The sequence below is a fragment of the Micromonospora sp. NPDC000121 genome, from assembly GCF_042899165.1.
Taxonomy (GTDB): Bacteria; Actinomycetota; Actinomycetes; order Mycobacteriales; family Micromonosporaceae; genus Micromonospora.
Map to the genome: position 1 here is coordinate 124,114 of NZ_JBIAZP010000010.1, position 25,785 is coordinate 149,898.

A 25,785-nucleotide genomic window follows, 5' to 3' on the forward strand; every position below is an offset into this window, starting at 1 on the left:
GCGGGCCGGCCCCGAGGTGGGGACGGCCCGCGCCCGCGTGGCGGCGGGGGTGGAGCGGGGTCTGCCGGTGTTGTCGGCGGAGGACCCGGAGGCTCAGGAGGCGTCGAGGCCCGTGGGCGCCGGCCGCGCGGCGGAGGTCACCAGGTCACGGATCTCCGGGGCCATCGTCGCGCTGAGGGGTTCGCGACGCAGCTCGCGCAGCAGCCCGGCAACCATGCCGACCATCACGAACAGGAACGGCAGTGCGGCGAGGATGGTCAGCGACTGCAGGGCCGACAGTCCACCGGCGAGCAGCAGCACCGCGGCCACCAGGCCGGTCAGGACGCCCCACATGGAGACCAGCCATGCCCTCGGTTCGAGGTTGCCGCGCGAGGAGAGCGTGCCCATCACCACCGACGCGGCGTCCGCTCCGCTGACGAAGAAGAGGGCGACCAGCACCATCACCAGGATCGCGGTGACGGTGAAGAGCGGGAACTCCCGCAGGACCGCGAAGAGCGCGGCCTCCGGGCTCTCCGCCACGGCGGCCGACAGGTCGGTGCCGCCGAGTTGCAGGTCGATGGCGGTACCGCCGAACACCGAGAACCAGACGAAGCTGACGAGGCTCGGAATGGCCACCACGCCGAGGACGAACTGGCGGATGGTACGGCCCCGGGAGATCCGGGCGATGAACGCGCCGACGAACGGGGTCCAGGAGATCCACCACGCCCAGTAGAAGATGGTCCAGCCCGCCATCCACTTCTCGCCCCCGAAGGCGCCCGTACGGAAGCTCATCGGAATGAGGTCGTAGAGGTACCCGCCGGTCGACGCGGTGAGGCTGTTGAGGATGAAGACCGTTGGGCCCGCCACGAGCAGGAAGAACATCAGCGCCACCGCGAGCACCATGTTGATGTTCGAGAGGAACTGGATGCCGCGCTTGACGCCGGTGACGGCGGACACCACGAACGCCACGGTGAGCACCGCGATGATCCCGATCGCCAGCGGCGTGGACTTCGGCACGTCCCAGAGGTTCGTCAGGCCGCTGTTGATCTGGAGGGCGCCCAGACCGAGGGAGACCGCCGACCCGAACAGCGTCGCGAAGATCGCGAAGATGTCGACGGCCTTACCGGGGCCCCGGTTGGCCCGTTCTCCGATCAGCGGGAAGAAGGCGCTGCTGATCAGGCCGCGCCGGCCCTTGCGGAAGGTGAAGTAGGCCAGCGTCAGACCCACCACGGCATAGATCGCCCACGGGTGCAGCGCCCAGTGGAAGAACGAGTACTCCATGGCCACCCGGGCGGCCTGCGGGGTGTTCGGTTCGGTCAGACCGCGCGGCGGGGTTCCCAGGTGGGACAGCGGCTCGGCGGCGCCCCAGAACATCAGTCCGATGCCCATGCCGGCGCTGAACATCATCGCCACCCAGGAGACGGTGGAGAATTCCGGCTTCTCGTCGTCCCGGCCGAGTTTGATCCGCCCGTACCGGCTCAGCGCCAACCAGGCCGACAGCACCACGAAGGCGGCGCTGGCCAGCACGAAGACCCAGCCGAACGCCTTGACCACCCAGTCGAGCGCCGCACCGGTGACGGACGCCAGGTTGTCGGTCGCCACAATGCCCCAGAGGACGAAGAGCACGGACACCGCGGCGGCGACGCCCAGCACCGTCCGGTCGACGTCCCCGCGACGGCGGCCGGGCTGGACTGGTGCTCCGTCTGGCGGAGTGTTGCTCTCTGTTGACGTGCCTGTGGCGGACACGGCCATGGTCTGTGGACCTCCGTGGGCTCGCGGGAACGCAGGCCACGGTTCCGGCGTTGCTTCCCGCCAGCAGGCCCGCAGTTCCGGTTTGTCCCGACCAGCTCAGCGGTCTGGGACTCGGAATGCTCTCTCCGGCTTGTAGGTGATCTCGTCTGAATGGCGAACGTACGTGCGGTTCGCCGGCCGCACCGACGTCGGCGACGGGCCGCAATCACTCTCGGTGTCAATCTTGGAGATGACCCTGCGGTTTCATGACAGTCTCGTGACAAGACCGGCGAATGTCACGGAACTGGACTGACGCGGGACGGGCCCTGGGGCTGGCTCGCGTCAGGGCACCATCCACGACAGCACGGGCGTGGCCTGCAAGCCGACCAGCAGACACATCAGGGCCAGCAGCGCCGCGCTCCAGCCGAACATGCGCCGGAACAGGTCGCCCTCCCGACCACTGAGTCCGACGGCGGCGGCGGCGATCGTCAGGTTCTGCAAGCTGATCATCTTGCCGAGCGTGCCGCCGGAGGCGTTGGCCGCGGCGAGCAGGACCGGGTCGAGGCCGGCCCGCTGCGCCGCCGCCACCTGCAGCGCGCCGAACAGCGAGTTGGACGAGGTGTCCGAGCCGGTCAGGGCGACCCCCAGCCAGCCGAGGACGGGCGCCAGAACGGCGAAGAAGCCACCCGCGCCGGCCATCCAGACGCCGAGGGTGGCGATCTGCCCGGCGCCGTTCATGGTGAACGACAGGGCCAGCAGCCCGACCACCGTCAGGACGGCCCACCGCAGCTCGAACAGGGTGCGCCCGTACAGTCTCACGGCCTCGCGCGGTGACACCCGCAGCAGCGCCGTCGTGATCAGGCCGGCCACGACCAGCAACGAGCCGGGAGCGGCGAACCAGGCGAAGCGGAAGGTCGTCAGCGGTGACGGTGCTCCGGACGCCGTGACGACGTGCAGGCCGGGCCAGGAGATCGTCAGCGTGCCGGCGTCGAGCAGGTGCTTGACGGCCGGCACCTGGGAGACGGCGAAGACCGCCACGATCGTCACGTACGGCGCGTACGCCAGCCACTGCGAGCCCCGCGGCGGCGCCGCGTCGCGCTCCTCCGGCAGGCCCCCGCCGGCCGCCACGGGAACTCGCTGCCGCACCGCCGGCCGGCGGGTGACGAGCAGCAGCACACCCATCCCGGCGAAGGCGGCCGTGATGTCGGCGAGCGCCGCCGTCAGGAAGTTCGCGGTGACGAACTGGGCCACCGCGAAGGCGCCGCCGCACGCCAGCGCCGGACGCCACAGCTCCCGTACGCCCCGACGGCCGTCGACGACGACGAGCAGCACCAGCGGCACGACGACCGCGATCACCGGGACCTGCCGGCCGGCCATCATGCCCAGCTCCGTCGCGGGCAGCCCCGTCACGCCGGCCAGCGTGGTGATCGGCAGGCCGAGCGGCCCGAAGGCCGCCGGAACCGTGTTGGCCGCCAGCGCTACGGCGGCTGCCCGGACCGGGGTGAAGCCGAGGGCCAGCAGCATGACCGTGGTGACGGCCACCGGGGTGCCCTGGCCCGCCAGCGCCTCGAGCAGCGACCCGAAGCAGAACGCGATCACCATGGCCTGGATGCGGCGGTCGTCGCTGATCCGGGCGAAACCCTGCCGCAGCGTCTCGAAGTGCCCTGTGTGCACGGTAAGGCGGTAGATCCAGATGGCCGTGCCGAACGTCCAGACGAGCGGGAAGAGAGCGAAGGTCGCGCCCTGCCCGGCGGCCAGCAGCGTCTGCGACAGCGGCATCCGCCACCACCAGCCCAGGACGACCGCCACGGTCAGCGCGCCGAACGCCGCGATCCAGGCCCGCGTCCGCACGACCCCGAGCAGGACGAACAGGGTCAGCAGGGGCAGCGCGGCGCAGGCGGCGCTGAGCGCGAGCGACCCGGCGACAGGTTGCAGGGGCTGCTGGTACATCGAGACCGCCTCGGCTGCGGACGCCCCCGGTCGCGGCGGCGTGGAGTACGGCTCATCTCACCGGACACAGCCGGGGCGACGCGCCTTCCACCTTGCGCAAGCTGTCGTGCCGACCGCGCACGCTCGAAGGGGAAAGGCGGCGAACAGGTGGACGCCGATCAGGGCGGCGGATGGCTCACTCGAAGCGGGACGGGTCTCCTGCTCCCACCCGCAGGATCTCCGGCTCGGGTTGCGACAGGTCGACCACGGTCGTCGGCTCCTTTCCGCAGTCGCCGGCGTCGATCACCGCGTCGAGGACGTGGTCCAGCCGTTCCTTGATCTCCCATCCCTGGGTCATCGGCTCGTCCTCGCCGGGCAGGATCAGGGTGCTCGACACCAACGGCTCGCCGAGTTCGGCCAGCAACGCCTGGGCGACCGTGTGCCGGGGGACGCGGACGCCCACCGTGCGTTTCCTGGGGTGCAGCAGCCGGCGCGGCACCTCACGGGTGGCGGGCAGGATGAACGTGTAGCTGCCCGGGGTGCTCGCCTTGACCAGTCGGAAGACCGCGTTGCTGACCTGCACGAACTGGCCGAGTTGGGCGAAGTCCCGGCACACCAGCGTGAAGTGGTGCCGTTCGTCCAGCCGGCGGACCTCCCGGATCCGGTCCAGCCCGTCCCGGTTGCCCAGCCGGCAGCCGAACGCGAAGCACGAGTCCGTCGGGTAGGCGATCAGCCCGCCGTCCCGGATCAGGTCGGCGACCTGCCGGAGGACCCGGGGCTGGGGATTGTCCGGGTGCACGTCGTAGTACCTCGCCATACGCCGAGACTAGTCCTCCCGCCGTAGCTGGTAAATTCGGCGTCTTCGCTGGTAGTGGGCCACTCTGGCCCGGTGTTTGGTGGCGACGCCGCCGTCGTGACCAGCCATGCATATCGTCGAGCGCCTCCTGGCCCAATCGGAAGCCCCCCTTCTTCGACCTGGGCGGCGGCGATGGTCCCGGGGCGACCGGCGCGGGCCTGCGACCGCTAGACGGGAGATGGAGTGATCTCGGAGTATCAGCGAGAGCTACGGGAGCGTTATCTGACCGCCCCTGTCATGCCCGCGCCCCCTCCCTGGCGTCCACCGGCAGGCCGGTTCCCCACCGTCGCGGTCGGTGGGCTTCTCGGCATCGGCTTCGCGGTGGACCCGGCCGACGGCCATGACCTGCTCATGGTGGTCTCCAGCCAGGGCCGAGGCCTCTTCGACGCACCCACCGGCAAGAGGATCGCCCGGGACCGGGACCCCGACCCGGATCTCCATGAGCCGTCCGGTCCCGACCTGTCCTGCCCCGGTATCGGCCCCCTCGCCGGGTCGCACGTCCGCATCGCCGGCCTGTACGGCGGTGGCCTCCACACCACCACCGATGACGGCTGGTCCGTCGACGTCGTCGCCCCCGACTGGCCGAACCATCGCGTCCTGCTCTCCACCTACGGTGGCCCCTGGCGCGGGGCGGCCGGAGACACCTGGTGGCACATCTTCCACGCCGCCTACTCGGAGCTTCGGGCCGCTGGCTTCTCACCGTCCGGGCGTACCCTCGTCGTCGCCACCAGCAGCGACGTCACGCTGTGGGTACGCGACTGAGCCGGGCGTCCCGCACGACTCCCGCCGCCCCTGCGGCCGTCAGCGACCCGACGACGGGCCGGGCGCCCACCAGTCGTCCAACGGATCCCAGTTGGTGGCGTACCGGACGGGTCAGGCAGCCGACGGAGGTGTTTGCTGAGCGGCCCCGCGTACGGGCTGCGGTAGGCGAAGACGGTCACCGCGCCATGATGCCGACCGGCACCGACAAGAACCGGTCGGGCCGGTCAACTCCGCAGGTAGCGCAGCACCGCCAGGACTCACCAGGAAGCTGTGCGCGAGTACGCGTACCGGGCCGACCGGTCGGGTCTTCGGCTGCCGTTCGACGCCGGTGCCGCCGCCGTATCGGTCGGCCAGCCGCAGCTGCACCCGCCCGAGTGCGGTGGCGCCGAACAACGCCAACGGTGCTGCGGCGAGCGCGAGCGGCAGCCCGGTCAGTCCACGAACCGTCGGGTCGACGAACCACCGCCGCAGCAGTCCGCTGCCGCCGCCACGGCTGGTCCTGTCACGGGTAGGCGTGGTCAGGTCGGACGTGCTCACCTCGGCCATCTCGGCTCCCTCGGTCCTGGACAGTGGCAGTTCGATGCTCGTCGCGCCGAGCCGGGGCCGCGATCGTGGCACCACGCGGCCGATGGTGGGGGTAGCAACACCACCCACGTGCCGCGGGCCGGAGTGGGCGCCTCAACCGCGCCTGCCTGACCGGTCGGCTCGACGGCTCGGACCGGTGACCAACCGGATGGACGGGCAGCGGTTGTCGTGCGGACGGCTGAAAGATCCGGACCCCGTGTCCCGGCCGCCCGGGACAGCGGACCCTGTCGCTGGTACACCCCGGGCCGACAGACTTGCGACGAGGTGGCCGCCAGGTGCCGCAACCATTGGGCCGCAACGGCTTCGCCGGCACAGCCCGCTCGCACCACACCTGGCGGACGGTTCGGCCACCACGACATCCGGACGCACGCTCCCGGGCCGACGTCGGCCATTGGAGCGGCGTCCGCACGGGGAGGGGAAGGGATGCGACCACGTGGGCACCGGGCCCGGCGCTGCCGGCGTTACCGCGCCGCGACGCCCGGCGACAGGTCGGCGTCGGGTCTCCGTCAGAGGAACGGACTGAGTGGACGCCCGGCCCGCCCGGTCGGCTCGGCCCGCCCGTCGTGGATCCGATGGTTGCCCGACGGCGGGGCGGACGTTCCGCACCGTTGCGCGGTAGGCGCGGCGGAGCCCGGCGACTTCAATCGTTCTGGACACCGCGCGACTCCTACCGTCCCGTCGCTCGGCCATTGGCGAAGGGATGCGCGATGACGGCTCCGTCCGGTCTGCCTCTGGTGCTCAGCGGTCCCGTCGTGCGTCGGGTCGACCCGACCAGCGTCACGGTGTTCGTCGCGCTGCGCGCGGAGTGCACGGTGACGCTCAGCGTGTTCGCGGTCGGCGCGGCCCCCGGGTTCGCCCGTGGCGCCACGGTCGGCACCGCCAGCCGTACGACGGTGCGGCTCGGGGAACGACTGCACGTCGTCGCGGTCACCGCGAGCGGGATCACCCTGCAACCCGGCACCCTCTACGGCTACGACCTGGGGTTCTCCGGCGGCTCGGCCGCCGGAAGCCTGTTCGACGCCGGCGTGGTCGCCGCCGACGCGGCGGCGGCGCGGGCGGCCCTGACGTACGTCGGGCACGCGCAGGCGTCGGCCGCCGCGCCCGCGTTCCCGACCTTCGCGACCCCGCCGGCCGACCCGAACCGGCTGCGGATCTTCCACGGATCGTGCCGCAAGCCGCACGGCGAGGGCTACGACGCGCTCCCCGCCCTCGACCCGATCATCGCGGCCTCGGCCGGCGACCCGGCCCAGCGCCCCCACCAGCTCGTGCTCGGCGGGGACCAGATCTACGCCGACGACGTGGCCGACCCGCTGCTCGCGCTGATCCACGGCCACGACGCGCTGCCGGCGAACGGCAGCGAGCCGGCGGTGCCCGCGTACCTGGGGGTGGCCGCCCGGCTGGGCCTGGCCGCCGAGGTGCTGCCGGTGGGGACGACCGACCAGCCGACGGACGTGCGGTACGCGCCGGGCAAGCGCGCCGACACGATGGCGAAGGACGCGAAGTTCACCTCCGGCGCGGCCGACAGCCACCTGATGTCGCTGCGCGAGTACCTGTGCATGTACCTGCTGGTCTGGTCGGACGTGCTGTGGCCGGAGAGCTGGCCGAGGTTCGAGCACGTGCTGCCGGCGGACACCCGGATCCTGAAGGACCCGCAGGACCGCCGCCCCGGCGAGACGGTGTACGACCTGATGCTGGCCGGGCGGGCGTACACGCCCAGCGCGCAGCAGAAGGAGATCATCGAGCGGTTCGAGCGGTGGCAGCGGCAGGCCCTCGCGCTGCGGATGTTCCGGCAGGGGCTGGGCGCGGTGCGCCGGCAGTTGGCGAACGTGGCGACGTACATGGTGGCCGACGACCACGAGGTCACCGACGACTGGAACATGACCGGCTCGTGGGTCACCGACGCGGTGGTCAACTCGCCACTGGGCCGGCGGGTGGTGCGCAACGCGATGGCCGCGTACGCCGTGTTCCAGGCGTGGGGGAACACCCCCGACCGGTACGCCGAGTCTGGCGCCGCCGGGGAGCCGGGCCGGGCGGCGCTGGCCGCGCTGCGCGGCTGGGTCGCCGCCCCCAACGACGGCGACGACCTGTCGTTGCGGACCCGCCTCGGGTTGCCGACCGCGGTCACCAGCGAGGGCCGGCTGGCCCGGCCGGCGGGCGCCCTGACCTACCACTGGGCCGTCACCTGGCCCCGCTACCAGCTGGTCGCGTTGGACACCCGCACCTGGCGGCAGTACCCGGCCGGCGCCGGCAAGCCGGGCGGTCTGCTCTACGACGACCAGCCGCTCAACGAGATGATCAGCGGCGGCGGCGTGCTGGGCGACGACGCGGTCACCGTCGTCGCGCAGCCGGTCGCCCTGTTCGGCGTGCCCGTCCTGGAGCAGCTCGCGCAGCCCCTCGCGAGGGCGTTCGCCGGCCGGTACGAGGCCGACGCGGAGGACGCGTGGGTGACCAGCGACGCCGCCGTACACAAGATCCTGGCCCGGCTGTTCGCCGCCGCGCCGCCCGGCGCGGACGGCGTCCGGCGGCGGCGGCTGGTCATGCTCGGCGGCGACATCCACTTCGGCTCCGCCGAGCGGATCCGCTACTCCGCCACCCTGCCGTACGCCTGCGGGCCGGACCCGGCGAAGCCGTTCGAGGGGGTCAACCGCACCGAGGGGGTGCTCGCCGGGTTCGTGTCCAGCGGGTTCCGTAACGAGGACAGCAAGACCCGGATCCTGCACGCGCTCGGGTACGTGCCGCTGCTGGACGCCACCGGGCGGATCGACCTGGTCGGCTGGGCCAACGAGCTGCCCGACAAGGAGGGCCAGCGCATGCAGGCCGGGGTGCAGGTGACGCTGGCCGCCGACGACGTGACCGGCTGGTGGGTCTCCGGGCGGCCCTCGGTCAGCGACGTCGACGCGCTGAAGGTGTTGACCCGGCAGCCGGAGTGGAACGTGTACGTGCAGTTCGTCCGCCACGACGAGGCCGACCCGGAGGTCGCCCGCGACGGCACGCCGGAGTCGGTGGTGGACCCGGCCGGCCTGCCGCGCGACCAGGCGCTCGGGCAGTACCTGGCGGCGGCCCGGAACCTGGACCACTACAAGGGGTCGTGGGGCAACGGCAAGGAGATCGTCGGCCGTAACAACCTCGGCGAGATCACCTTCGACTGGCCGGACGGGGAGTGCAAGTCGGCGACGCAGCGGCTGTGGTGGCACCTGCCCGGGGAGAACCGGGCGGCCGCGCTGACCACGTTCACCGTGGACCTCTCCTTCGGCTGCTCGCTGGCCGTCACCCCGCCGTACGGGGGGTGGAACCTGCGCGCCGACGACCGGGACGCCACGGCGACGGCGAAGGCCCGCTACGACGGGCTGGAGCGGCCGGCGGATCTGGTGAAGGACCGCTGGGTGACCCGCCTGCAGCAGGACCTGGCGACCCTGGGGTTCCTGGCGCCGGCGGCGGTCGACGGGGTGTACGGCCTCGTCACCTACTGGGCGGTGCTGGAGTTCCAGACGTACGCCCGGCGGGAGCGCGCCGCGGTCGAGCCGGCCGGCGCCACCGCGCCCCGCTACTCCGACCGGCTGCAACCGGTGGACGTGCCGGAGGCCGAACGGTACCTCGGGCCGGTCAGCGGCATGGCCGACCTGGCCACCCAGGTGGCGATCAAGCACTGGTTGGACAAGCGGTGGCGCTCGCCCGTCGTGGTCGAGGCGTGGCAGGTCACCGGGGACGTCCCGCAGCGGCTGGACAAGCCGAACGTGTGGAACTTCGACGAGGTCACCGCCGCCGACCAGCGGGTGTACTCGCGGGTGGTCACCGGGCGGCCGGCGGGCGCGGGCCGGGCCCCGGATGGGTTCCCGGAGCTGATCCGGCTGGGCGCGTACCGGGCGCACGCCACGGAGGCCGAGTGGAGCGGCCCGGTGCTCGACGCCGAGTCGGAGCTGCTGCCCGAGGCGGTGCTGCCGCGCCCGCAGGACCACCTCAGCGGCCCGTCGCTGGCCGCGCTGGTCGCGGCGATCGGCGCCGGCGGGGACGCGGGCGCGCGCGCCGCCCGGCAGCTGTCCACCTTCAAGGTGCTGCGGGCCGTCGCCGAGAACCGGGTGCCGGACGCGGCCGGCAGCTACCTCGACGCGGTCGCCGCGGACGACCCGGCGGTGATCCGGTTCGGGCCGTTCGGCTGGCGGGCGCACGGCCCGCTGGTCACGCCGACGACCGTGCCGACGTACCTCGACCTGAACTCCGAGCCGGGCGAGATGTGGGCGTACCTGGCGTTCCTGCGCGCCACCGACCGGGACGCCTACGACGCGATGGGCGGGCTGGCGGGCGTCACCGCCGCCCCCGGCTGGGGACGCGACGGCGGCGGGCTGCTCTTCACCGACCTGCGGGTGCTGCGCGCCCGCGCGGCGCGGACCGACCCGACCGGCGCCGCCCGCGAGGGCATCAGCACCACGCTGGAGCTGCTGGGGCTGCGGTCGTGGCACTGGATGCACCGCTACGCGCTGGCGCTGCGCGGCCACGACGGCGTCCGCCGGGGCATCTGGACGTTCGCCCGGCAGCGGCTGCACGACCTGCTCGCCACCGACTGGGACTCCCCCGACCCGGACGTCTCCCCCACGGTGGCGAACGTGCCCGGCGCCGATGGCAACCCGCGGCGGGCCCGCGTCGGCGACGTGTTCACCTCCGAGCGGGCGGTGGCGCTGCTCGCCTGCTGGCAGCAGCACCGGGCGCACCAGCTCGTCGCGGTCGGGCCGCCGTCGTCGAACGCGGAGAAGCCGGAGTTCCGCACCCGGGCGCGCGCCGCCACCCCGCTGCACCTGGTGCTCACGAGGGCCAGGGCGCTGGGCGCGGACTTCGGCGGGGCGCCCACCGGCTGGACCGACGCGCACGAGACCGCGCTGGTCACCGCCATCGGCCAGGTCGTCGCGGGCGACGCCGAGGTCGCCACCGCGCTGACCCGGCTCGCCGCCTGGCCGTCCTGGCCGACAGGGCGGCACTACACGCTGCCGCTGGACGCGCTGCCCGCCGCCGAGCGGGGCCTGTCGGCGGCCCGCGGGTCGCTGCGGCTGGACCTCGGCGACCTGCCGCGGGTGACCGCGTGAGCAGCACACCACCGGCGACGGACAGCGGCCGGCAGCACAAGGGACGGGACGGACGATGAGCGACGCCAAGAACGCGCTGGCACTGCTGTGGAACGAGATCCGGCTGCTGGCCGAACCGGTGCTGGCCGCGTACGAGCCGTGGCAGCGGGCCCGGCTGATGCGCGCGTTGGGCTGGGACCTGGAGGCGGTCAGCGGCTTCGACGCCGCCCGCTTCGAGGACTGGGTGAAGACCATCGGCCCGGCCCTCGACGCGCTCGCCTCGGCCGCCGAGGGGGAACTGGACAGCCTGGAGGCGGTGAAGAAGCTCGGTGCCGCGGCCGGCGACGCGTTCGGCAAGATCGGCGCACTCCCGCCGACGTTGCAGGGGAACCTGCCCGACGTGGCCGGCCTGCCTGAGGAACTCGCCGACGACCTGCTCGACCTGCTGGTGCTGACGTACCTGCTGCGCCGGGCACCGTGGACGGTGCCCGTGCTGGACCTGCTGGGCCTGGTCACCCCCGCCGCGGACGGCCTGCCCAGCGCGCCGATGCCGCCCGGCGACGCCCCGATCCGGCTGCCCCGCCGCCGCGACGAGCTGCACCTCGAACGCGTCGTCGACCTCGTCGCCGACCCCGGCGGCTACTTCCGCAACCTGTACGCCCCGGCCGGCTGGGACACCCCGGAGGGCGTGGCGGAGCTGTCCGCCCGGCTGCTGCCCCGGCTCGCCCGGGCGCTGCGGGCCCTCGGCCTTGACGCCGACCAGGGCGTACGCCCCGGCGTCGGCCCCGACCAGGGCGAGGTGGGGCGGCGGCTGGCCGACAGCCTGCTGCGGCTGCGGTTCACCGGGCTGCGCACCCCCGGCGGGGAGCCCCCGCCGACCGGTGCCGGGCTCGCGCCGTGGCAGCCCACCTTCGGCGTCGGCGTCACCCTCGGCCTGGCGAGCTGGGACGGCCGCTTCACCGTGATCCTCGCCCCGACCGGCGAGGCGCACCTGGAGGGGTCGATCGGCGCGTGGAACGTCGCCACCGACCTCAGCGGCGCCGGCCCCGCGATCGCCGTCAACAGCGACGGGGTCACGTTCAGCGGCGACGCGGCCGTCGTGAAGTGGGCCGCCGAGATCGCCCGCATCGCGCCGGCCGGCGAGCCCGGCTGGATCATCGGCGCGCCGGAGGGCACCCACCTCGCCGTCGGGCAGCTCGTCATCACCGGCCGGGCCAGCCTCGGCGCCGGCCGCGACGACGTCGAGCTGGGCGTGCAGGCCGGCCGCGCCGAGCTGGTCGTCCGCGCCGGCGACGGCGACGGGCTGCTCGCCAAGCTGCTGCCCGCCGACGGGCTGCGCCTCGGCCTCGACCTCGGCGCCGCCTGGTCGATGCGCACCGGCCTGCACCTGGCCGGGGCCGCCGCCCTGGCCGCCGAGTACCCGGTGCACCTGTCCTGGCACGGCATCGGCGTCGAGGGGCTGCGGATCGCGTTGCAGGCCTCCACGCAGACCCGCGCGGTCAGCCTGCTGATCACGACCACCGTGAAGGCCACGCTGGGGCCGCTGCACGTCACGGTGGAGAACATCGGCGTCCGCGCCGACCTCACCTTCCCGCCGGCGCTGCCGGCCGGCAGCGGGGACGACGCCCGCGGCGGCAACCTCGGCGTGGCCGACCTGGCCCCCGGGTTCAAGGCGCCCGACGGGGTCGCGCTGCGGATGGACAACGGCCTCGTCTCCGGCGGCGGCTACCTGTTCGTCGACGAGCCCCGCGGCATGTACGCCGGAGCCCTGCAGCTCGGCATGGCCTCCACCACGCCGCTCGCCCCGATGAAGGGCTTCCGGCTCCAGGCCACCGCGATCGTCAACACCCGCAACCCCGACGGCAGCCGGCTGACCGAGGCCGACGGCAAGCACAGCTTCTCGCTGCTGCTCGCCGGCACGTACGAGTGGTTCCCCGGGCTGATGCTGTTCTGGGGCATCTCCATCACCGGCCTGGGCCTGGTCGTCGGGCACAACCGGCGCAGCAACCCCGAGGAGTTCCGCAACGCCGCCCGCGCCGGCACCCTCGACGCGCTGCTGTTCCCGCAGGACCCCGTCGCCAACGCCCCGGCCGTCATCGCCACCCTCAGCCGCCTGTTCCCGGTCGACACCACCGGCACCGTCCTCGGCGCGATGGTGCGGCTGAACTTCCTCGGCGGGCAGGTCGTCGCCGACCTGGGGGTGCTCGTCGAGTTCCCCGACCCGGTGCGCATCCTGCTGCTCGGCAAGCTCGTCATCGACTTCAAGGACGCCGGCAAGTTCCGGCTGGACTCCTTCGGCATGGTCGACTTCGCCCGCCGCGAGATCAGCCTCGACGCGGCGTTGATCGATTCGAAGCTGTTCGGCCGGCCGGTCTCCGGGGAGATGGCGCTGCGGGCCCGCTGGGGCGCCGGGCGCACCTTCGCCATGTCGATCGGCGGCTTCCATCCCCGCTACACACCCCCGCCCGGTTTCCCGCCGGTCAAACGCTTCAGCATCGCCCTGCAGAAGTCCGGCAAGGGCATCAACCTGGAGGCGTACCTGGCGGTCACCAGCAACACCGCCCAGTTCGGCGCCGAGCTGAAGCTGCACTTCGAGGGCGGCGGCTTCGTCATCGACGGCCGCGCCTGGCTCGACGTGATGTTCCAGTTCAAGCCGTTCTGGTTCACCGCCGAGATCGGCGCCACCGTGTCGCTGAAGTACGGCGACAAGGAACTGCTGGCGATCAACCTGCTCATCGGCGTCTCCGGGCCCGGCCCGTGGAAGGCCTGGGGCGAGGCGCGGATCAAGTTCCTGTTCTGGGAGGTGTCGGCGAAGTTCAACTGGACCGACGGCGACACCGCCGCGGCCGACGAACCCACCCACGTCGACGCCGCCGAGACGCTGCGCGCCGCGCTGTCCGCGCCCGAGGCGTGGGAGATCCGCCCCGCCATCGGCGCCGGCGAGCCGGTGACGCTGCGCGACCTGACCGGCTGGACCGGGCCGATGCTGCTGCAACCCGGCGCGCAACTGTCGGTGCGGGAGAACGTGCTGCCGCTGGACACCGACCTGCAACGCGTCGGCACGTCCCGGATCAGCGGGCCGAACCGGTTCACGCTGACCGGGGTGAGCGTCGGCACCGGCGACGACGCCCTGGCCGGCAGCCTCGGCGACACCGTCGAGGACGACTTCGCGCCGGGGCAGTTCCGCGACCTGTCCCCGACCGAGCAGCTCACCACCCCCGGGTTCGTGCGGCTGGCCGCCGGGCGGACCGTCGCGCTGCCGGAGGGCACCACCCTCCCGTCGGCCGACCTGACCACCTTCGCCGAGCTGGCCGACGACTCCGCGTACGACCGGATCATCATCGACGACCCGGACGCCGCCGGCCGGCCCCTGCCCGCCCAGCCGACGACGGCGCGGCTCGCCGCCCGCGGCGGTGACCTGCTGGCACGGTTCGCGGCCACCGCGCCGGCCGCCTACGCCGGCAGCCGCCGCGGCGGCGCCGCCCGCTTCACCGGCCCCACCCTGGACCTGGCCGCCACCGCGCCGGCCGCCCGCGCGCCGCGCGCCGCCGCCGCGACCGTGCCGGCGCAGCGACGCGCGACCGCCGCCCCGGCGGCGCCGCGCCGCCCCCGCGTCCGGGTGCCCCACCCGAGGATCACGCCCGTCGAGCTGGAGGTCTGCTGACATGGGTGGCCTGCGTTTCCTGCCCTGGGTCCGCGACGGCGTCGCCCGCGTGGTCTCCCACACCGACACCCTGGCCGGCGTACTGCCCCGCCCCCGCGCCGAGGTGACCCTCACCGTCGCCGCGCTCGGCACCGACACCGCCACCGGCGACACCGAGCAGATCACCGGCACCACGACCGCGCTGCTGCACGGGCCGGGCGACGTCGTCGGCGTCGACCCGCAGGAGGTCATCCGCAGCTACCCGGCGCCCGGCGCGGAGAACGTCGAGGTGTCCCTGCTGGCCGCCGTCGAGTTCGACGACCCCGACCTGCCGTGGCGGTACACCCCGGCCCGGCCCGACGCCAACGGCGGGCTGCGCCCGTGGCTGGTCCTCGTCGTGGTGCCGGTCGGCGAGGGCGGTGCGGAGCTGCGCACCCAGCCCGGTCAGGCCCTGGCCCGGCTCGCCACCACGGTGCGGCACCTGCCGGTGCTGGCGGAGTCCTGGGCGTGGGCGCACGCCCAGGTGCTGGTCACCGACGACGACGAGGACCTGTCCAAGGTGATCGCCTCCGCCCCGGAGCGCACCCTGTCGCGGCTGTTGTGCCCGCGCCGGCTCGCCGCCGGCACCGACTACCTGGCCGCCGTGGTGCCCGCGTTCGCCGCCGGGGTCCACGCCGGACTCGGCCAGACCGTCGACGACGCCGGCCCGCTCGCGCCCGCCTGGGGTCCCGACTCGGCCCACCCCGGCCCCGACGATCCGGTGCTGCTGCCCGTCTACCACCACTGGACGTTCCGCACCGGCCCCGACGGCGACTTCGAGTCCCTGGCCCGCCGGCTGCGGGCCCGCGTCCTGCCCGACGACGTCGGCCGGCGGCCGGTCGACATCGCCGCGCCCGGCGGCGGCCTGCCCGCCGGCGACGACGAAGGCGTCGAGGGCCGCTCCGTGCTCGGCTTCGAAGGCGCCCTCGCCGCGCCCGGCATGACCCCGACCGTCTGGGCCGACGACGTCCGCCAGGCCTGGCAGGGCGCGCTCACCGACCTGCTGCGCCACGCCGACGACCGGCTCACCCCGCCGCTGTACGGCAACATCCACTCCCAGCAGGGGCAGGTCCCGACCGGCGACGCGGAACCGCGCTGGCTGGCCGGACTCAACCTGGACCCCCGCTACCGGGCCGCCGCCGCCCTCGGCACCCAGGTGGTGCAACGCCACCAGGAGGACCTGGCCGCCGCCGCGTGGGAACGGGCCGCCGAGCTGCGCGAGGCCAACGAGCAGCTCCGCCGCGGCCAGGCGGCCCGGGACACCGCCACCGCCCTGTTCGCCCGCCGGGTCGACCCGGACTCCCCCGGCACGCCGGTCGGCGACGACCAGCTCGTGGCCATGACCCAGCCGGTGCACGACCTCGTCGACGCCGGCTCCGGCGCCCGCCTCGCCGCCACGGGCGACCCGCTCGACCGGCAGCTCGACGGCAACCCGGGCGCGCGGGCCGCCACCACCGCGCCGCTGCGCCGGCTGCTGCGCCCCCGCGGGCCCCTCGCCCGCCGGGTCGACGCCGACGGCGGGCCGACGGCGCTGGCCCGGCTGGCCGGCGGCGCCAGCGCGGTGCCCGCCGCGAAGGTGCCCGCCGGCGGCAAGGTGCTGGACACGCTGGTCACCGACGGCCGTGGGCTCGGCTCGCTGACCCGCGCCGTCATCGAGCAGGCCGCCCAGAACCCGTGGTGGCACACCACCAGCACGACCGGCGTGCAGGCGCTGGCCGCCGACGACCCGGCCGGCGTCACGGCGGGCATCCGGGCGCTGGCCGCCGACGACTCGGTCACCACCGTGGCCACCAACGCCGGTGACCTGCTCGGCGGCGACCGGTTCTTCCTCGGCGCCGCCGACGGTCGGTTGTTCGAGCGCCGCCGCGTCGGCGAGCAGTGGGTGTGGCGCGACCACGGCCTCCCGCCGGGCACCGCCGTGGCCACCTCCGGCGCCACCGTGGCACCCCACCGGGTGTTCGTACGCACCCGCGACAGCCGGCTGTTCGAGCGGCGGTGGGACGGCGACCGGTGGGTGTGGCGCGACTGCGGGGCGCCGCCACTCGGGGTACGCAGCCGCCCGACGGCCGGCGGCAACCAGATCTACCTGCTCGGCGGGGACGGCAACCTGTACCGCTACGACCCGGCAGCCGGGTCGTGGACGTCGCTGGGAGCGCCGGCGATGTGGTCCACCGAGCGGCTCTGGGGCACCCCCCGCCCGATCGGGTCGACGGTGCTGGTCGCCACCAGCCACAACCGGCTGTTCGTCCACGGCGGGCAGTGGAGCCAGGTCGGCAACGACGCCATCCCGCCGGTGTGGGGCTCACCGGCCAGCCAGCACCCGTCCGCGTACGGGTCCCGCTTCTCCTACGTCACCACGGACGGCTGGCTGGTCTCCCAGCTCTCCGACGGGTCCCTCTACCGGCACGACGCGGCCCCCGAGGGGCGGCGGGTGGTCTCGCTCGGGCAGCAGGCGGCCCAGATCGGCGAGGACGACGGCATGTCGATCATCGCTCTCGGCGCGCCCGACGCCAACCCGGGCGACGTGCGCCTGATGCGCCGCTTCCGCTGGTACCACGACGGACACGAACGGGAGTACTGGGGCTGGGAAGTGATCGGGTCCGCGCCGGCCGGCGGTCTCGGCCGCCACCGCCCCGGCCCCGTGCTCGGCGAGTTCCGCAGCGGCGAGATCTTCGCCGTGACCGGCGACGGCCGGCTCACCTCGTGGCGTTGGGGCTACGCCCCGACCGGCTGGATCGACCACGGCACCCCCGCCGACCCGCGCGGCGCCGGCCCGGACACCGCGCCCGCCCCGGCGCACCTGCGGTTCGCCCCCCGGGTGGGGCTGCTCGCGTCGCTCCTGTTCACCCACACCGTCCCGGTGGGCACGGGCAGCCGAGCGCGGATGCAGATCGCGCACAACATGGGCGACGACGGGGCGGTACGGGAGAGCGTCCTCACCGCCGCCGTGGACGGACCGGCCATTCCCGTGGCGGCCCGCGCCACCGCCACCACGATCGGCCCGCTCACGCCGAACGGCCGGCCGGCCCTGGTCACCGCCGCCCTGCTGCCCGCCCCCGACGGCACCTGCCGGATCAGCTACTGGGTCGGCCGGGACGCCACCGCCACCGGCACGGCCGCCGCCGGGTGGAGCGGCCCGTACGAGCTGCCCGACCCGGTCAGCGTCCACTCCGCCGGCCTCGACGTCGCCCTCGCCGACCTCGACGGCGACGAGCAGCCCGAACTCGTCGTCGCGTACGGGGTCAGCCGCCCCGGCGGCACCGAGAACCGGGTGTACTACCGCGTCGGGTGGGGCCTGGACGCGGCCGGCACGGTGACCCGCGGGTGGGGCGACTCGCAGCCCACCCCGCAGCAGCTCGACGTCATCACCGCCGTCGGCGTCGACGTGGTCGACATGACCGGCGACCAGGTCCCGGACCTGCTGGTCTTCGCCGCCGGCTCGGTCGGCGCCACCCCGGTGGCCCGCTACCTCACCGGGCTCGGGCTCAACCGGCGCGGCCGGGTCGTGAACGGCTGGACGACCGCCCGCGCGGTGCCCGACGAGGCGGCCGTCGCCGGCGCCGCCGGGGCGGGTGTCGCCGTGGCCGACGTGACGGGCACGCGCCGCCCCGACCTCGTCGTCGCCCGCCGCAGCGGCACCACCGTCACCTACCGCACCGCCTTCGACCTCGACCCCGCCGGCGTGCCCGTCAGCTGGAGCCCCGCGGTCACCGTCACCGGGGCCGCCGACACCGGCACCGCCCGCGGCTGCACGGTCGCGATCGCCGACCTGCGGGCCGACCTCGTCGCCGACCGGGCCCGGATGGGCGACGACTTCATGGCCGCGGCGGCGGCCCACCAGGGCCGGCTCGCCCCGGCGCAGTCGCTGGCCCGCAACCACCGGCCCGCGCCGGTCGACCTCGCCACCGCCGCGGCGGCCGTCCGCGAGACGGTCCGTCCCGAGACCGCCGTGGCCGGGGAGGTGCTCGCCGGGCTCACCCTCGGCGACGGCGACCTGGTCGACGCCCTGCCCGACAGTGGCGACCCGCTGCGCCGGCTGCTCGCCGGCGTCAGCTTCACCGTCCCCGCCTACGAGCTGCTGCGCGGCCTGTCCCAGGAGCACGTCGTGCCGAACCTGCCCGCGGTGGCGCCGGAGACGATGACCGCGCTGGCCGCCAACCCCCGGTTCATCGAGGCCTTCCTCGTCGGGCTCAACCACGAGATGAGCCGGGAGATGCTGTGGCGGGAGTTCCCCGCCGACCCGCGGCAGACCTGGTTCCGGCAGTTCTGGGACGTACGCGGCGCCGTCTCGGCCGGCGCGCCGCTCACCGACATCCCGCCGCTGACCGACGACGCCTGGCGCAACGGGCCGTTGGGCAGCCACCTCACCGCCGTCGGCGCCCCCGGCGAGCAGTCCCTCGTGCTGGTCATCCGCGGTGAGCTGCTGCGCCGCTACCCCTCCACCATCGTCACCATGCGCCAGGCCGCGTGGACCGGCCCCGAGCTGCGGGAACCCACCGGCCCGGACGTCCTGCCCATCTTCCACGCGTGGCTGTCGCCCGACCTGCTGCTGTTCGGGTTCCCGTTCACCGCCGACGTCGCCCGCGGCGCCACCCGACAGGCCGACGGCGCGGCCGGCTACTTCTTCCTGCTGCGCGAGCAGCCGGCCGCGCCCCGCTTCGGCGTCGACCTCACCGGCGACCCGCTGCCGCCCGACGCGGTCGTCTTCGCCGCCCGGCACGGCCGCAACGCCGCCGACACCGCCCTCGCCGTGCTGCAACGCCCCGTCCTGCTCGCCCGCCACGCCAGCGACCTGCTACCGACGCCGGAGAACCAGTGATGACCACCTCGTCGTACGCCGCGAACCGGCCGCCGCTGGCCACCGTGCTGACGCAGACCCCGTGGACGCTGTCCGCGCTCGCCCCCGCGGTGATGCTGCCGGTGCGCCTGGAGACCCGGTTCGCCGGCGCCACCCTGAAGATCCGCGTCTATCCCGACCAGATCCACGTCGACGACCACGAGCCGGACCTCACCGTCGAGGAGATCGCCGCCGGCCGGGCGTACTGGGGCGAGGGCCGGCCCGGCGGCGTCACCGGCGCACCCGACGAGGCGGCCTGGAACGACCTGGTCCGCCGCTTCGGCGCGCCCCGCGCCGCCTGGATCGCCCGGGTGATGGAACCCGTCGCGGGCGACTTCCCCGAGCTCGAGCCCCGCCCCGGCCCCTGGTGCGAACCGGCCCGGGCCCGGCTGCTGCCCACCCGCTGGTACGCCGTCGGCCGCACCGCCAGCGGCCGGCTGTTCACCGGCACCTCCGGCACCGTCACCCCGGACCTGCCCGTCGGGCCCACCCCCGTACCGGCCGGGGGCGCCGGCACCATCGACCAGGTGCCCGCCGAGGCGCCGCCGGTGGACGCCGGGATGCGCTGGACCGTCGACTTCGCCACCGCCGAGGCCGCCGGCATGGCGCTGACCGTCACCGTCCCCACCGGCGCCGACGGGCGACCGGAGACGGTGGAACGGCTGCTGGTGTTCGGGCTCGACACCGCCGCCACGCCCGACGCCTCCGCCAAGGCCCTCGGGCGCCTGCTGGAGGCGCACGCCGCGACCGACGGGCTGGCGTTCCTCGCCCCCGACACCCCCACCAACAACACCGCCACCGCCGCGCCGGCGGCGGCCCCCACCACCGCCGCGCCGAGCGGCGCCGACACCGCCACGGCGGCCGAGGCGCCCGAGGCCGCCGCCGCGCTGGTCGCCGCCGCCCTGGGCGTGTCGCTGACCGCCGAGTCAGACGACGCGGTGACCGCCGCCCGCGGCACGCCGACCCGCGCGGGCGCGCCGACGGCGCTCGCGCGCGGCGCCGGCGCCACGGCGGCCGACCGGCCCGCCGGACGGCTGGTGCGCCGCCTGCTCTGGCCGGCCAGCTTCGGCGCCCTGCTGCGGGACCTGCTGCCCGTCGCCACCCCCGCCGAGCAGGTCGCGTTGCGCGAGCACTTCGTCGCCCACGTGCACGCCGACGGGCCGCTGCCCACGCTGCGCATCGGCCGCCAGCCGTACGGGCTGCTGCCGGTGGCCAGCCTGCGCGACTGGAGCCCGGTCGGCGGCGCCGTGCCCCGGGCCGTCGGGCTGCTGACCAAGCTCTGGCAGCAGGTGTGGCTGCCCTCCCCCGTCCCCCGGATCGTCCCCGGCCTCGCCGACCCCGAGCGCACCCTGCTGGACATCCTGGCCACCGACGCGCGGGTGCTGGAGGTACGCGCCCGCAGCATGCTCGGCAACGAGTACGTCAGCTGGCTGTGGCGCTTCGCCCGCCTCGGCCTCGGCCCGGACTGGCGGGAACAGGTCGTCGAACCGGCCCGGGACCTGCTCGCCGCCCTCGGGCTGGGCAGCCCCACCGACCCGCGGCTGTCCCTGGCCGTGTTCGCCAAGGAGGCGTACGCCCTCGGCACGCCCCTGCTGGACGGGCCCGGGGAGCCCCGCGCCGACCGGATCCGCGCGTACCTCGACGCGCTCGCCGCCGTCGGCCTCGAGGGCGACGAGGTGCCGGCGAGTCCCGGGGACGGGCCGGTGCCGCTGTTCCACCGGCTGCTGCGCGCCGCCCTGATCGCCGAGCACTCCGCGGCCGCGCACGCGTTCGCCGCCGAGGCGGCCCTGCCCGCCGCGGCGGAGATCCCGGAGCCGGAGCTGGTCGACATCCGCCCGCACGACTCCACGCGCGTGCTGCGCCGCCGCCTCGCCGTGCCCGTGCCCGGAGCCCCCGGCGAGACCGTCGGCAGCTATCTCGCCAGTGCCCAGCTCGACCCACGCCACGTCCGGGCCACCGCCGACCTGCGCGCCTTCCGGGCGGCTCTGACCGACCTGGGCGACGCGCTCGACGCCGGGCTGTCCCCCGCCGACCTGCACCGGCACGTCGCCGGCACCCTCGGCCTGGCCACGCACCGGCTGGACGCCTGGATCACCTCGCTGGCCACCCGCCGGCTGGCCCAGCTCACCGCCGGGCCGCCGGCCGGGGTGCACGTCGGCGGGTACGGCTGGCTGGTCGACCTGCGGCCGGCCGGGCCGCCACGGATGGTGCCCCGCCCCGCCGACGTGCCCGACACCGTGGCGCCGCCGACGCTGCCCGCCGCCCCCGACGGCGCGGGACACGTGCACGCCCCCTCGCCGGCGCAGGCCGTCACCACCGCCGTGCTGCGCAGCGCGTGGCGCTCCCACCAGGGCGGCGACCACCCGATGGCCGTCGACCTGTCCTCCCGCCGGGTCCGCCTCGCCGAGCAACTGCTCGACGGCGTCCGCGCCGGCCAGAGCCTCGGCGCCCTGCTCGGCTACCGCTTCGAGCGCGGCCTGCACGACCACCCCGACGGCCCGCTGGACCAGCTCCTGCCGTTGTTCCGCCGGCTCGCGCCGGTGCGCGCCCACCGCGTCGACGCCGACGAGGACACCACCACCGTCACGGCGACCGTCGAGTCGGCGGCGACCGTCGACGGGCTGGAGCTGCACCGGCTGCACCAGGCCAAGGCCATCGAGACACAGCTCGCCGCGCTGCCCGGCGCGGCCCGCACCGCCGTGCGGCAGGTGCTCGCCGACCTCGCCGACGCCACCGACGCCGTGGCCGACACGCTGCTCGCCGAGAGCGTCCACCAGCTCGCCCTGGGCGACACGAACCGGGCCGCGGCGGCCGTCGACGCCGCCTCCGGCGCCGCCGCCAGCCCTCCGCAGCTGCACGTCACCCGCACCCCGGCCACCGGCGCGACCCTCACCCACCGCGTGCTGCTGCTGGTCAACGTCGACAACCGGCTGGACCGACTGCGGCAGGACTGGCCGGCCGCCCGCGCCCAGCACCCGCGCATCATCGGCAGCCCCGCCGACGCGCTCACCTCCGTGCTGCTGCCGCCCTCGCCGCGCGTGTTCTGGCGCTACCGCTGGCACGCCCCCGACGGGGTCACCGCCACGCCGTGGCGCGACGCGAGCCTGGACCGGCTGCAGACCCCGGCGATCGACCTGCTCGCCGCCCCGCCGCACCCCGGCCGCCCCGACGACGCCGAACTGGACCGGCGCATCGCCCTCGTCACCTGGGCGAAGCTGCGGCCCGCCGAGGTGCGACCGGACTGGACGCTGGAGCTGGCGTACGACCGCGACCCGGCCTGGGCCGCCGACAAGCTCGGCCTGGCCGAGTTCCTGCACGCCGTCAACGTGCTGCGGGACCTGTTCGGCCGGTCCCGGCCGGTCCTCGCCGCCGACCTCGGCCTGGACCCCGACGCGCCCCCGCAGGTGGATCCGGTGCTGAAGGCCCAGACCGACGAGCTGTGGCAGTCGGCGCGGACCGCCGCCGCCGCTCTGCGGGCCGTCCCGGCCGTCGACGCGCCCGGCTGGGACGAGACGGCCGTCCGCCTGCTGCTGGACACCGCCGCCGGGTTCGGCGTCACCGGCGCGGTGCCCCCGCCGCCGGCCGCCGGCACCGCCGGCGCGGTCGCCGAGGCCGCCCTCGTCGCCGGCCACGAGCTGGACCGCCGGCTGGCCGCCCACTGCCGGGTCGTCGCCGACCTGCACGACCGGGCGCCCTGCCCACCGTCGGCCTGCACCTGCGACCCGGCGACCGACTTCGACCGGTCGACCGCAACCCCCGCGCGGCGGCGGGACGCCCAGATCGCCCGCGTCCGGGCGCTGCTCGGCCCCGACATGCCGGTGCTGACCGCCGCCGGCGCGCCCCAGCCGGCGCAGCTGGCCGCCGCGCTGGCCGCCAGCGATGCGCTGCAGGGCGGCTCCCCGCACCCGGTGCGCCGGTGGCTGTCCCGCTACGGCCGGGTCCGCCCCGCCGTCGGCCGGCTCCAGGAGGTGCTGACCACCGCGCAGGCCCTGGACGCCGGCGGCGTGGTGAAGCTGCCCGCCACGGTCCGGGTGGCGCAGCTGCCGTACGCCCCCGGCGACCGCTGGGTGGGCGAGGCCCCACCGCGCGCGAACACCGAACCGGTGTCCCTGGTCGTCGTCGCCCCCGGCGGCATCGACCCGACCAGGCCCGTGCACGGCCTGCTGGTCGACGAGTGGACGGAAGTGGTGCCCGCCGGGCGGGTGCAGACCGGCCTCACCTTCGAGTACGACGCCCCCGGCGCCGCCGCGCCGCAGGCCGTGCTGCTCGGCCTCGCGCCCGACGGCGACGCGACGTGGCAGCCGGCCACCCTCGCCAACGTCCTGGAGGAGGCCCTCGACCTGGCCGTCGCCCGCGCCGTCGACGTCGACTCCCTCGGCGCGGCCGGCCAGTTCCTGCCCGCCCTCTACTTCCCCACCAACGTCGCCGAGACCACGACCACCACCGACTTCGTCCCCGACGCGACGCTCGCGCCGCAGGGCGGACAGGAGGGCCAGTGACCACCGTCGAACCAGCCCTGGCCGACACGCACACCCCGTCGGTCACCACCTGGACCCGCCTCGAACCGCGTACCCGCCGCGCCGACCTGGCCCCCGCCGTGGAGGCCCGCACCGCGGACCCGCTGTGGCTGCTCGCCCGGCAGTGGCAGCTCGGCGAGTTCACCGGCGAGGACACCGGGTCGCCGGTGAGCGCCCGGGTGCACGCCGAGGCCGCCCCGTTCACCCGCTACCGGCCCGGCACGGCCTCCGGCAGCACGGTCGGCCTGCCCGCCGCCACCCCGCTGGAGGCGGTGGTGGAACGGGAGTCCGCCGCCACCGCCGGCGACCTGCGCTTCGCCGTCGAGAGCGGCCAGCAGTTGCTGCGGCTGCTCGCCGCCGCCGGCGCCGGCGAGCTGGCGCCCCGGCTGTGCGCCAGGTATCCCGTCCCGGCCGTGCCGCCCGACGCCGCGTCGGCCGCGGACACCGAGACCCTCGGCTACCTGCGCATCGCCGCCGGTCGGGTGCCGCACGGCGACCTGGCTCTGCGCGCGTGCGCCGAGGGCCGCTTCGTCGCCGAGAACGAGGTGCCGTCCACGCTGGTCGGCGCGGTCAACGGCGCGATCGCCGAGTGGATGACCTGGCTGGGTGTGCCGCCCCGCCCCGCCGGTCCGCCGGACGGCTACCTGCTGCAGTTGCCCGCCGTGCTGGCGCCGGGCGCGTCCCGGCCCGCCGCGCCGCCCTGGCCGCCCGAGGACTTCACGCCCCTGTTCAGCGCCCCCGGCCAGGAGGGGCCCGCGTGGCGGCGCGAGCGGTTGGAGTACGACTTCGCCGTCGGCGCGCACGGCTCCGCCGGCGAGCTGGTCCTCACCGCCCACGAGTACGACGGCGACCGGCTGGACTGGTACCACTTCGACCACGAGCCCGGGGCGACCCTCGACGCCGCCCCGGCGGTCGAGGACGTCGTCAAGGTGCTGCTGCCCACCCCGGTCGCGTACGCCGGCATGCCCTCGACCCGCTTCTGGGAGTTGGAGGACGCCCGGGTCAACCTGGCCGGCATCGGCGCCGGCGCCGGCGACCTGGCCCGGATGTTCCTGGTCGAGTACGGCCTCGTCTACGGCAACGACCACTTCCTGGTGCCGCTGGAACTGCCCGTCGGGTCCGCCACCCGGATCCGGTCGCTGATCGTCACCGACACCTTCGGCATCCAGACGCTCGTGCCAGCCGCGCCCGACGACACGGCGCTGTTCCGCCCGTCCGGGGCGACCGCCGGCGGCGCGGCCGACGTGCTGGTCCTGCCCGCCACGGCCGCCGCCACCCTCGACTCCGAGCCGGTGGAGGAGGTACGCCTCGGCCGCGACGAGATGGCGAACCTGGCCTGGGCCGTCGAACGGACCGTCACCGGCGCCACCGGCCGGCCCATCGACCGCACCGCCCAGGTCGGCAGGGCGGCGCCGCCACCGCGGCCACCGGTCGCCGACGCCGGGGCGGTGCCCAGCCTGTCGTACGCCTTCGCCACGACCGTGCCGGACAACTGGGTGCCGCTGATCCCCGGACCGACGCAGGACCGGCCCGACGTGGTCCGGCTGCGCCGGGTTCCGCTGCAGCAGCCGTCCCGCGAGGGGCCGCCGGTCGCGGTCACCGGCCACAGTCGCCTGCTCGACTGGCGCTGGCGTGGCGACGACCTGGTGGAGCTGGCCATCCCCGAGGAGGAGGTGCCGCGCGCCGGCACCCGGCTGCTGCGCCAGTGGCAGCTCGCCCGGTGGACCGACGGTTCGGTGCACCTGTGGCTGGGCCGCGCCCGCCACACGGGCACGGGCGAGCTGTCCAGCGGCCTGCGCTACGACACCGTCCAACCGCGCTGAACGACCCACCCGCGCACCGACCGAACCAGA

The 25,785-nt window shown here is 75.3% G+C and carries 10 protein-coding genes; 6 read left to right on the forward strand and 4 right to left on the reverse strand.

The window, feature by feature from the left end:
- Positions 1-93: 93 nt before the first annotated feature.
- The 3 genes from ACFY23_RS24995 to ACFY23_RS25005 form a co-directional block, all read right to left on the reverse strand.
- A complete protein-coding gene (locus ACFY23_RS24995) occupies positions 94-1,632 on the reverse strand; it encodes a BCCT family transporter (RefSeq protein WP_350681892.1) in 1,539 nt (512 codons plus the stop codon).
- A gap of 420 nt (positions 1,633-2,052) precedes the next feature.
- Positions 2,053-3,660: an L-lactate permease gene (locus ACFY23_RS25000; protein ID WP_350681894.1), complete on the reverse strand. Its 1,608-nt coding sequence runs from the start codon at positions 3,658-3,660 to the stop codon at positions 2,053-2,055.
- A 175-nt stretch (positions 3,661-3,835) separates the two neighbouring features.
- Positions 3,836-4,456: an L-threonylcarbamoyladenylate synthase gene (locus ACFY23_RS25005; protein WP_350681896.1), complete on the reverse strand. Its 621-nt coding sequence runs from the start codon at positions 4,454-4,456 to the stop codon at positions 3,836-3,838.
- A gap of 276 nt (positions 4,457-4,732) precedes the next feature.
- On the opposite strand from ACFY23_RS25005, the gene ACFY23_RS25010 reads away from it, so the two are divergent.
- Positions 4,733-5,257 carry a hypothetical protein gene (locus tag ACFY23_RS25010; protein WP_350681898.1) on the forward strand — a complete coding sequence of 175 codons (525 nt, stop codon included), beginning with the start codon at positions 4,733-4,735 and terminating at the stop codon, positions 5,255-5,257.
- A 111-nt stretch (positions 5,258-5,368) separates the two neighbouring features.
- Here the strand turns inward: ACFY23_RS25010 and ACFY23_RS25015 are convergent, their stop codons facing one another.
- The gene (locus tag ACFY23_RS25015; RefSeq protein WP_350819270.1) at positions 5,369-5,803 is read right to left on the reverse strand and encodes a hypothetical protein; all 435 of its coding nucleotides are present in this window, start codon (positions 5,801-5,803) and stop codon (positions 5,369-5,371) included.
- A 746-nt stretch (positions 5,804-6,549) separates the two neighbouring features.
- Here ACFY23_RS25015 and ACFY23_RS25020 point away from each other — a divergent pair.
- From ACFY23_RS25020 to ACFY23_RS25040, 5 genes are read left to right on the forward strand one after another with little or no spacing between them, the layout of a single operon-like run.
- Complete coding sequence (locus ACFY23_RS25020; protein ID WP_350681900.1) at positions 6,550-10,917, forward strand: peptidoglycan-binding protein; 4,368 nt, start codon at positions 6,550-6,552, stop codon at positions 10,915-10,917.
- A 55-nt stretch (positions 10,918-10,972) separates the two neighbouring features.
- Positions 10,973-14,560, forward strand: a complete 3,588-nt coding sequence (locus ACFY23_RS25025) for a DUF6603 domain-containing protein (RefSeq protein ID WP_350681902.1) — start codon at positions 10,973-10,975, stop codon at positions 14,558-14,560.
- Position 14,561: 1 nt separating this feature from the next.
- Positions 14,562-19,397 (forward strand): hypothetical protein, encoded by a 4,836-nt coding sequence (locus tag ACFY23_RS25030; protein WP_350681904.1) that lies wholly within the window; start codon positions 14,562-14,564, stop codon positions 19,395-19,397.
- A complete protein-coding gene (locus ACFY23_RS25035; protein ID WP_350819271.1) occupies positions 19,397-23,914 on the forward strand; it encodes a hypothetical protein in 4,518 nt (1,505 codons plus the stop codon). The genes ACFY23_RS25030 and ACFY23_RS25035 overlap by 1 nt, the downstream gene beginning before the upstream one ends.
- The gene (locus tag ACFY23_RS25040) at positions 23,911-25,755 is read left to right on the forward strand and encodes a hypothetical protein (protein WP_350685983.1); all 1,845 of its coding nucleotides are present in this window, start codon (positions 23,911-23,913) and stop codon (positions 25,753-25,755) included. Before ACFY23_RS25035 ends, ACFY23_RS25040 begins: the two co-directional genes overlap by 4 nt.
- The last annotated feature ends 30 nt before the right edge of the window (positions 25,756-25,785 follow it).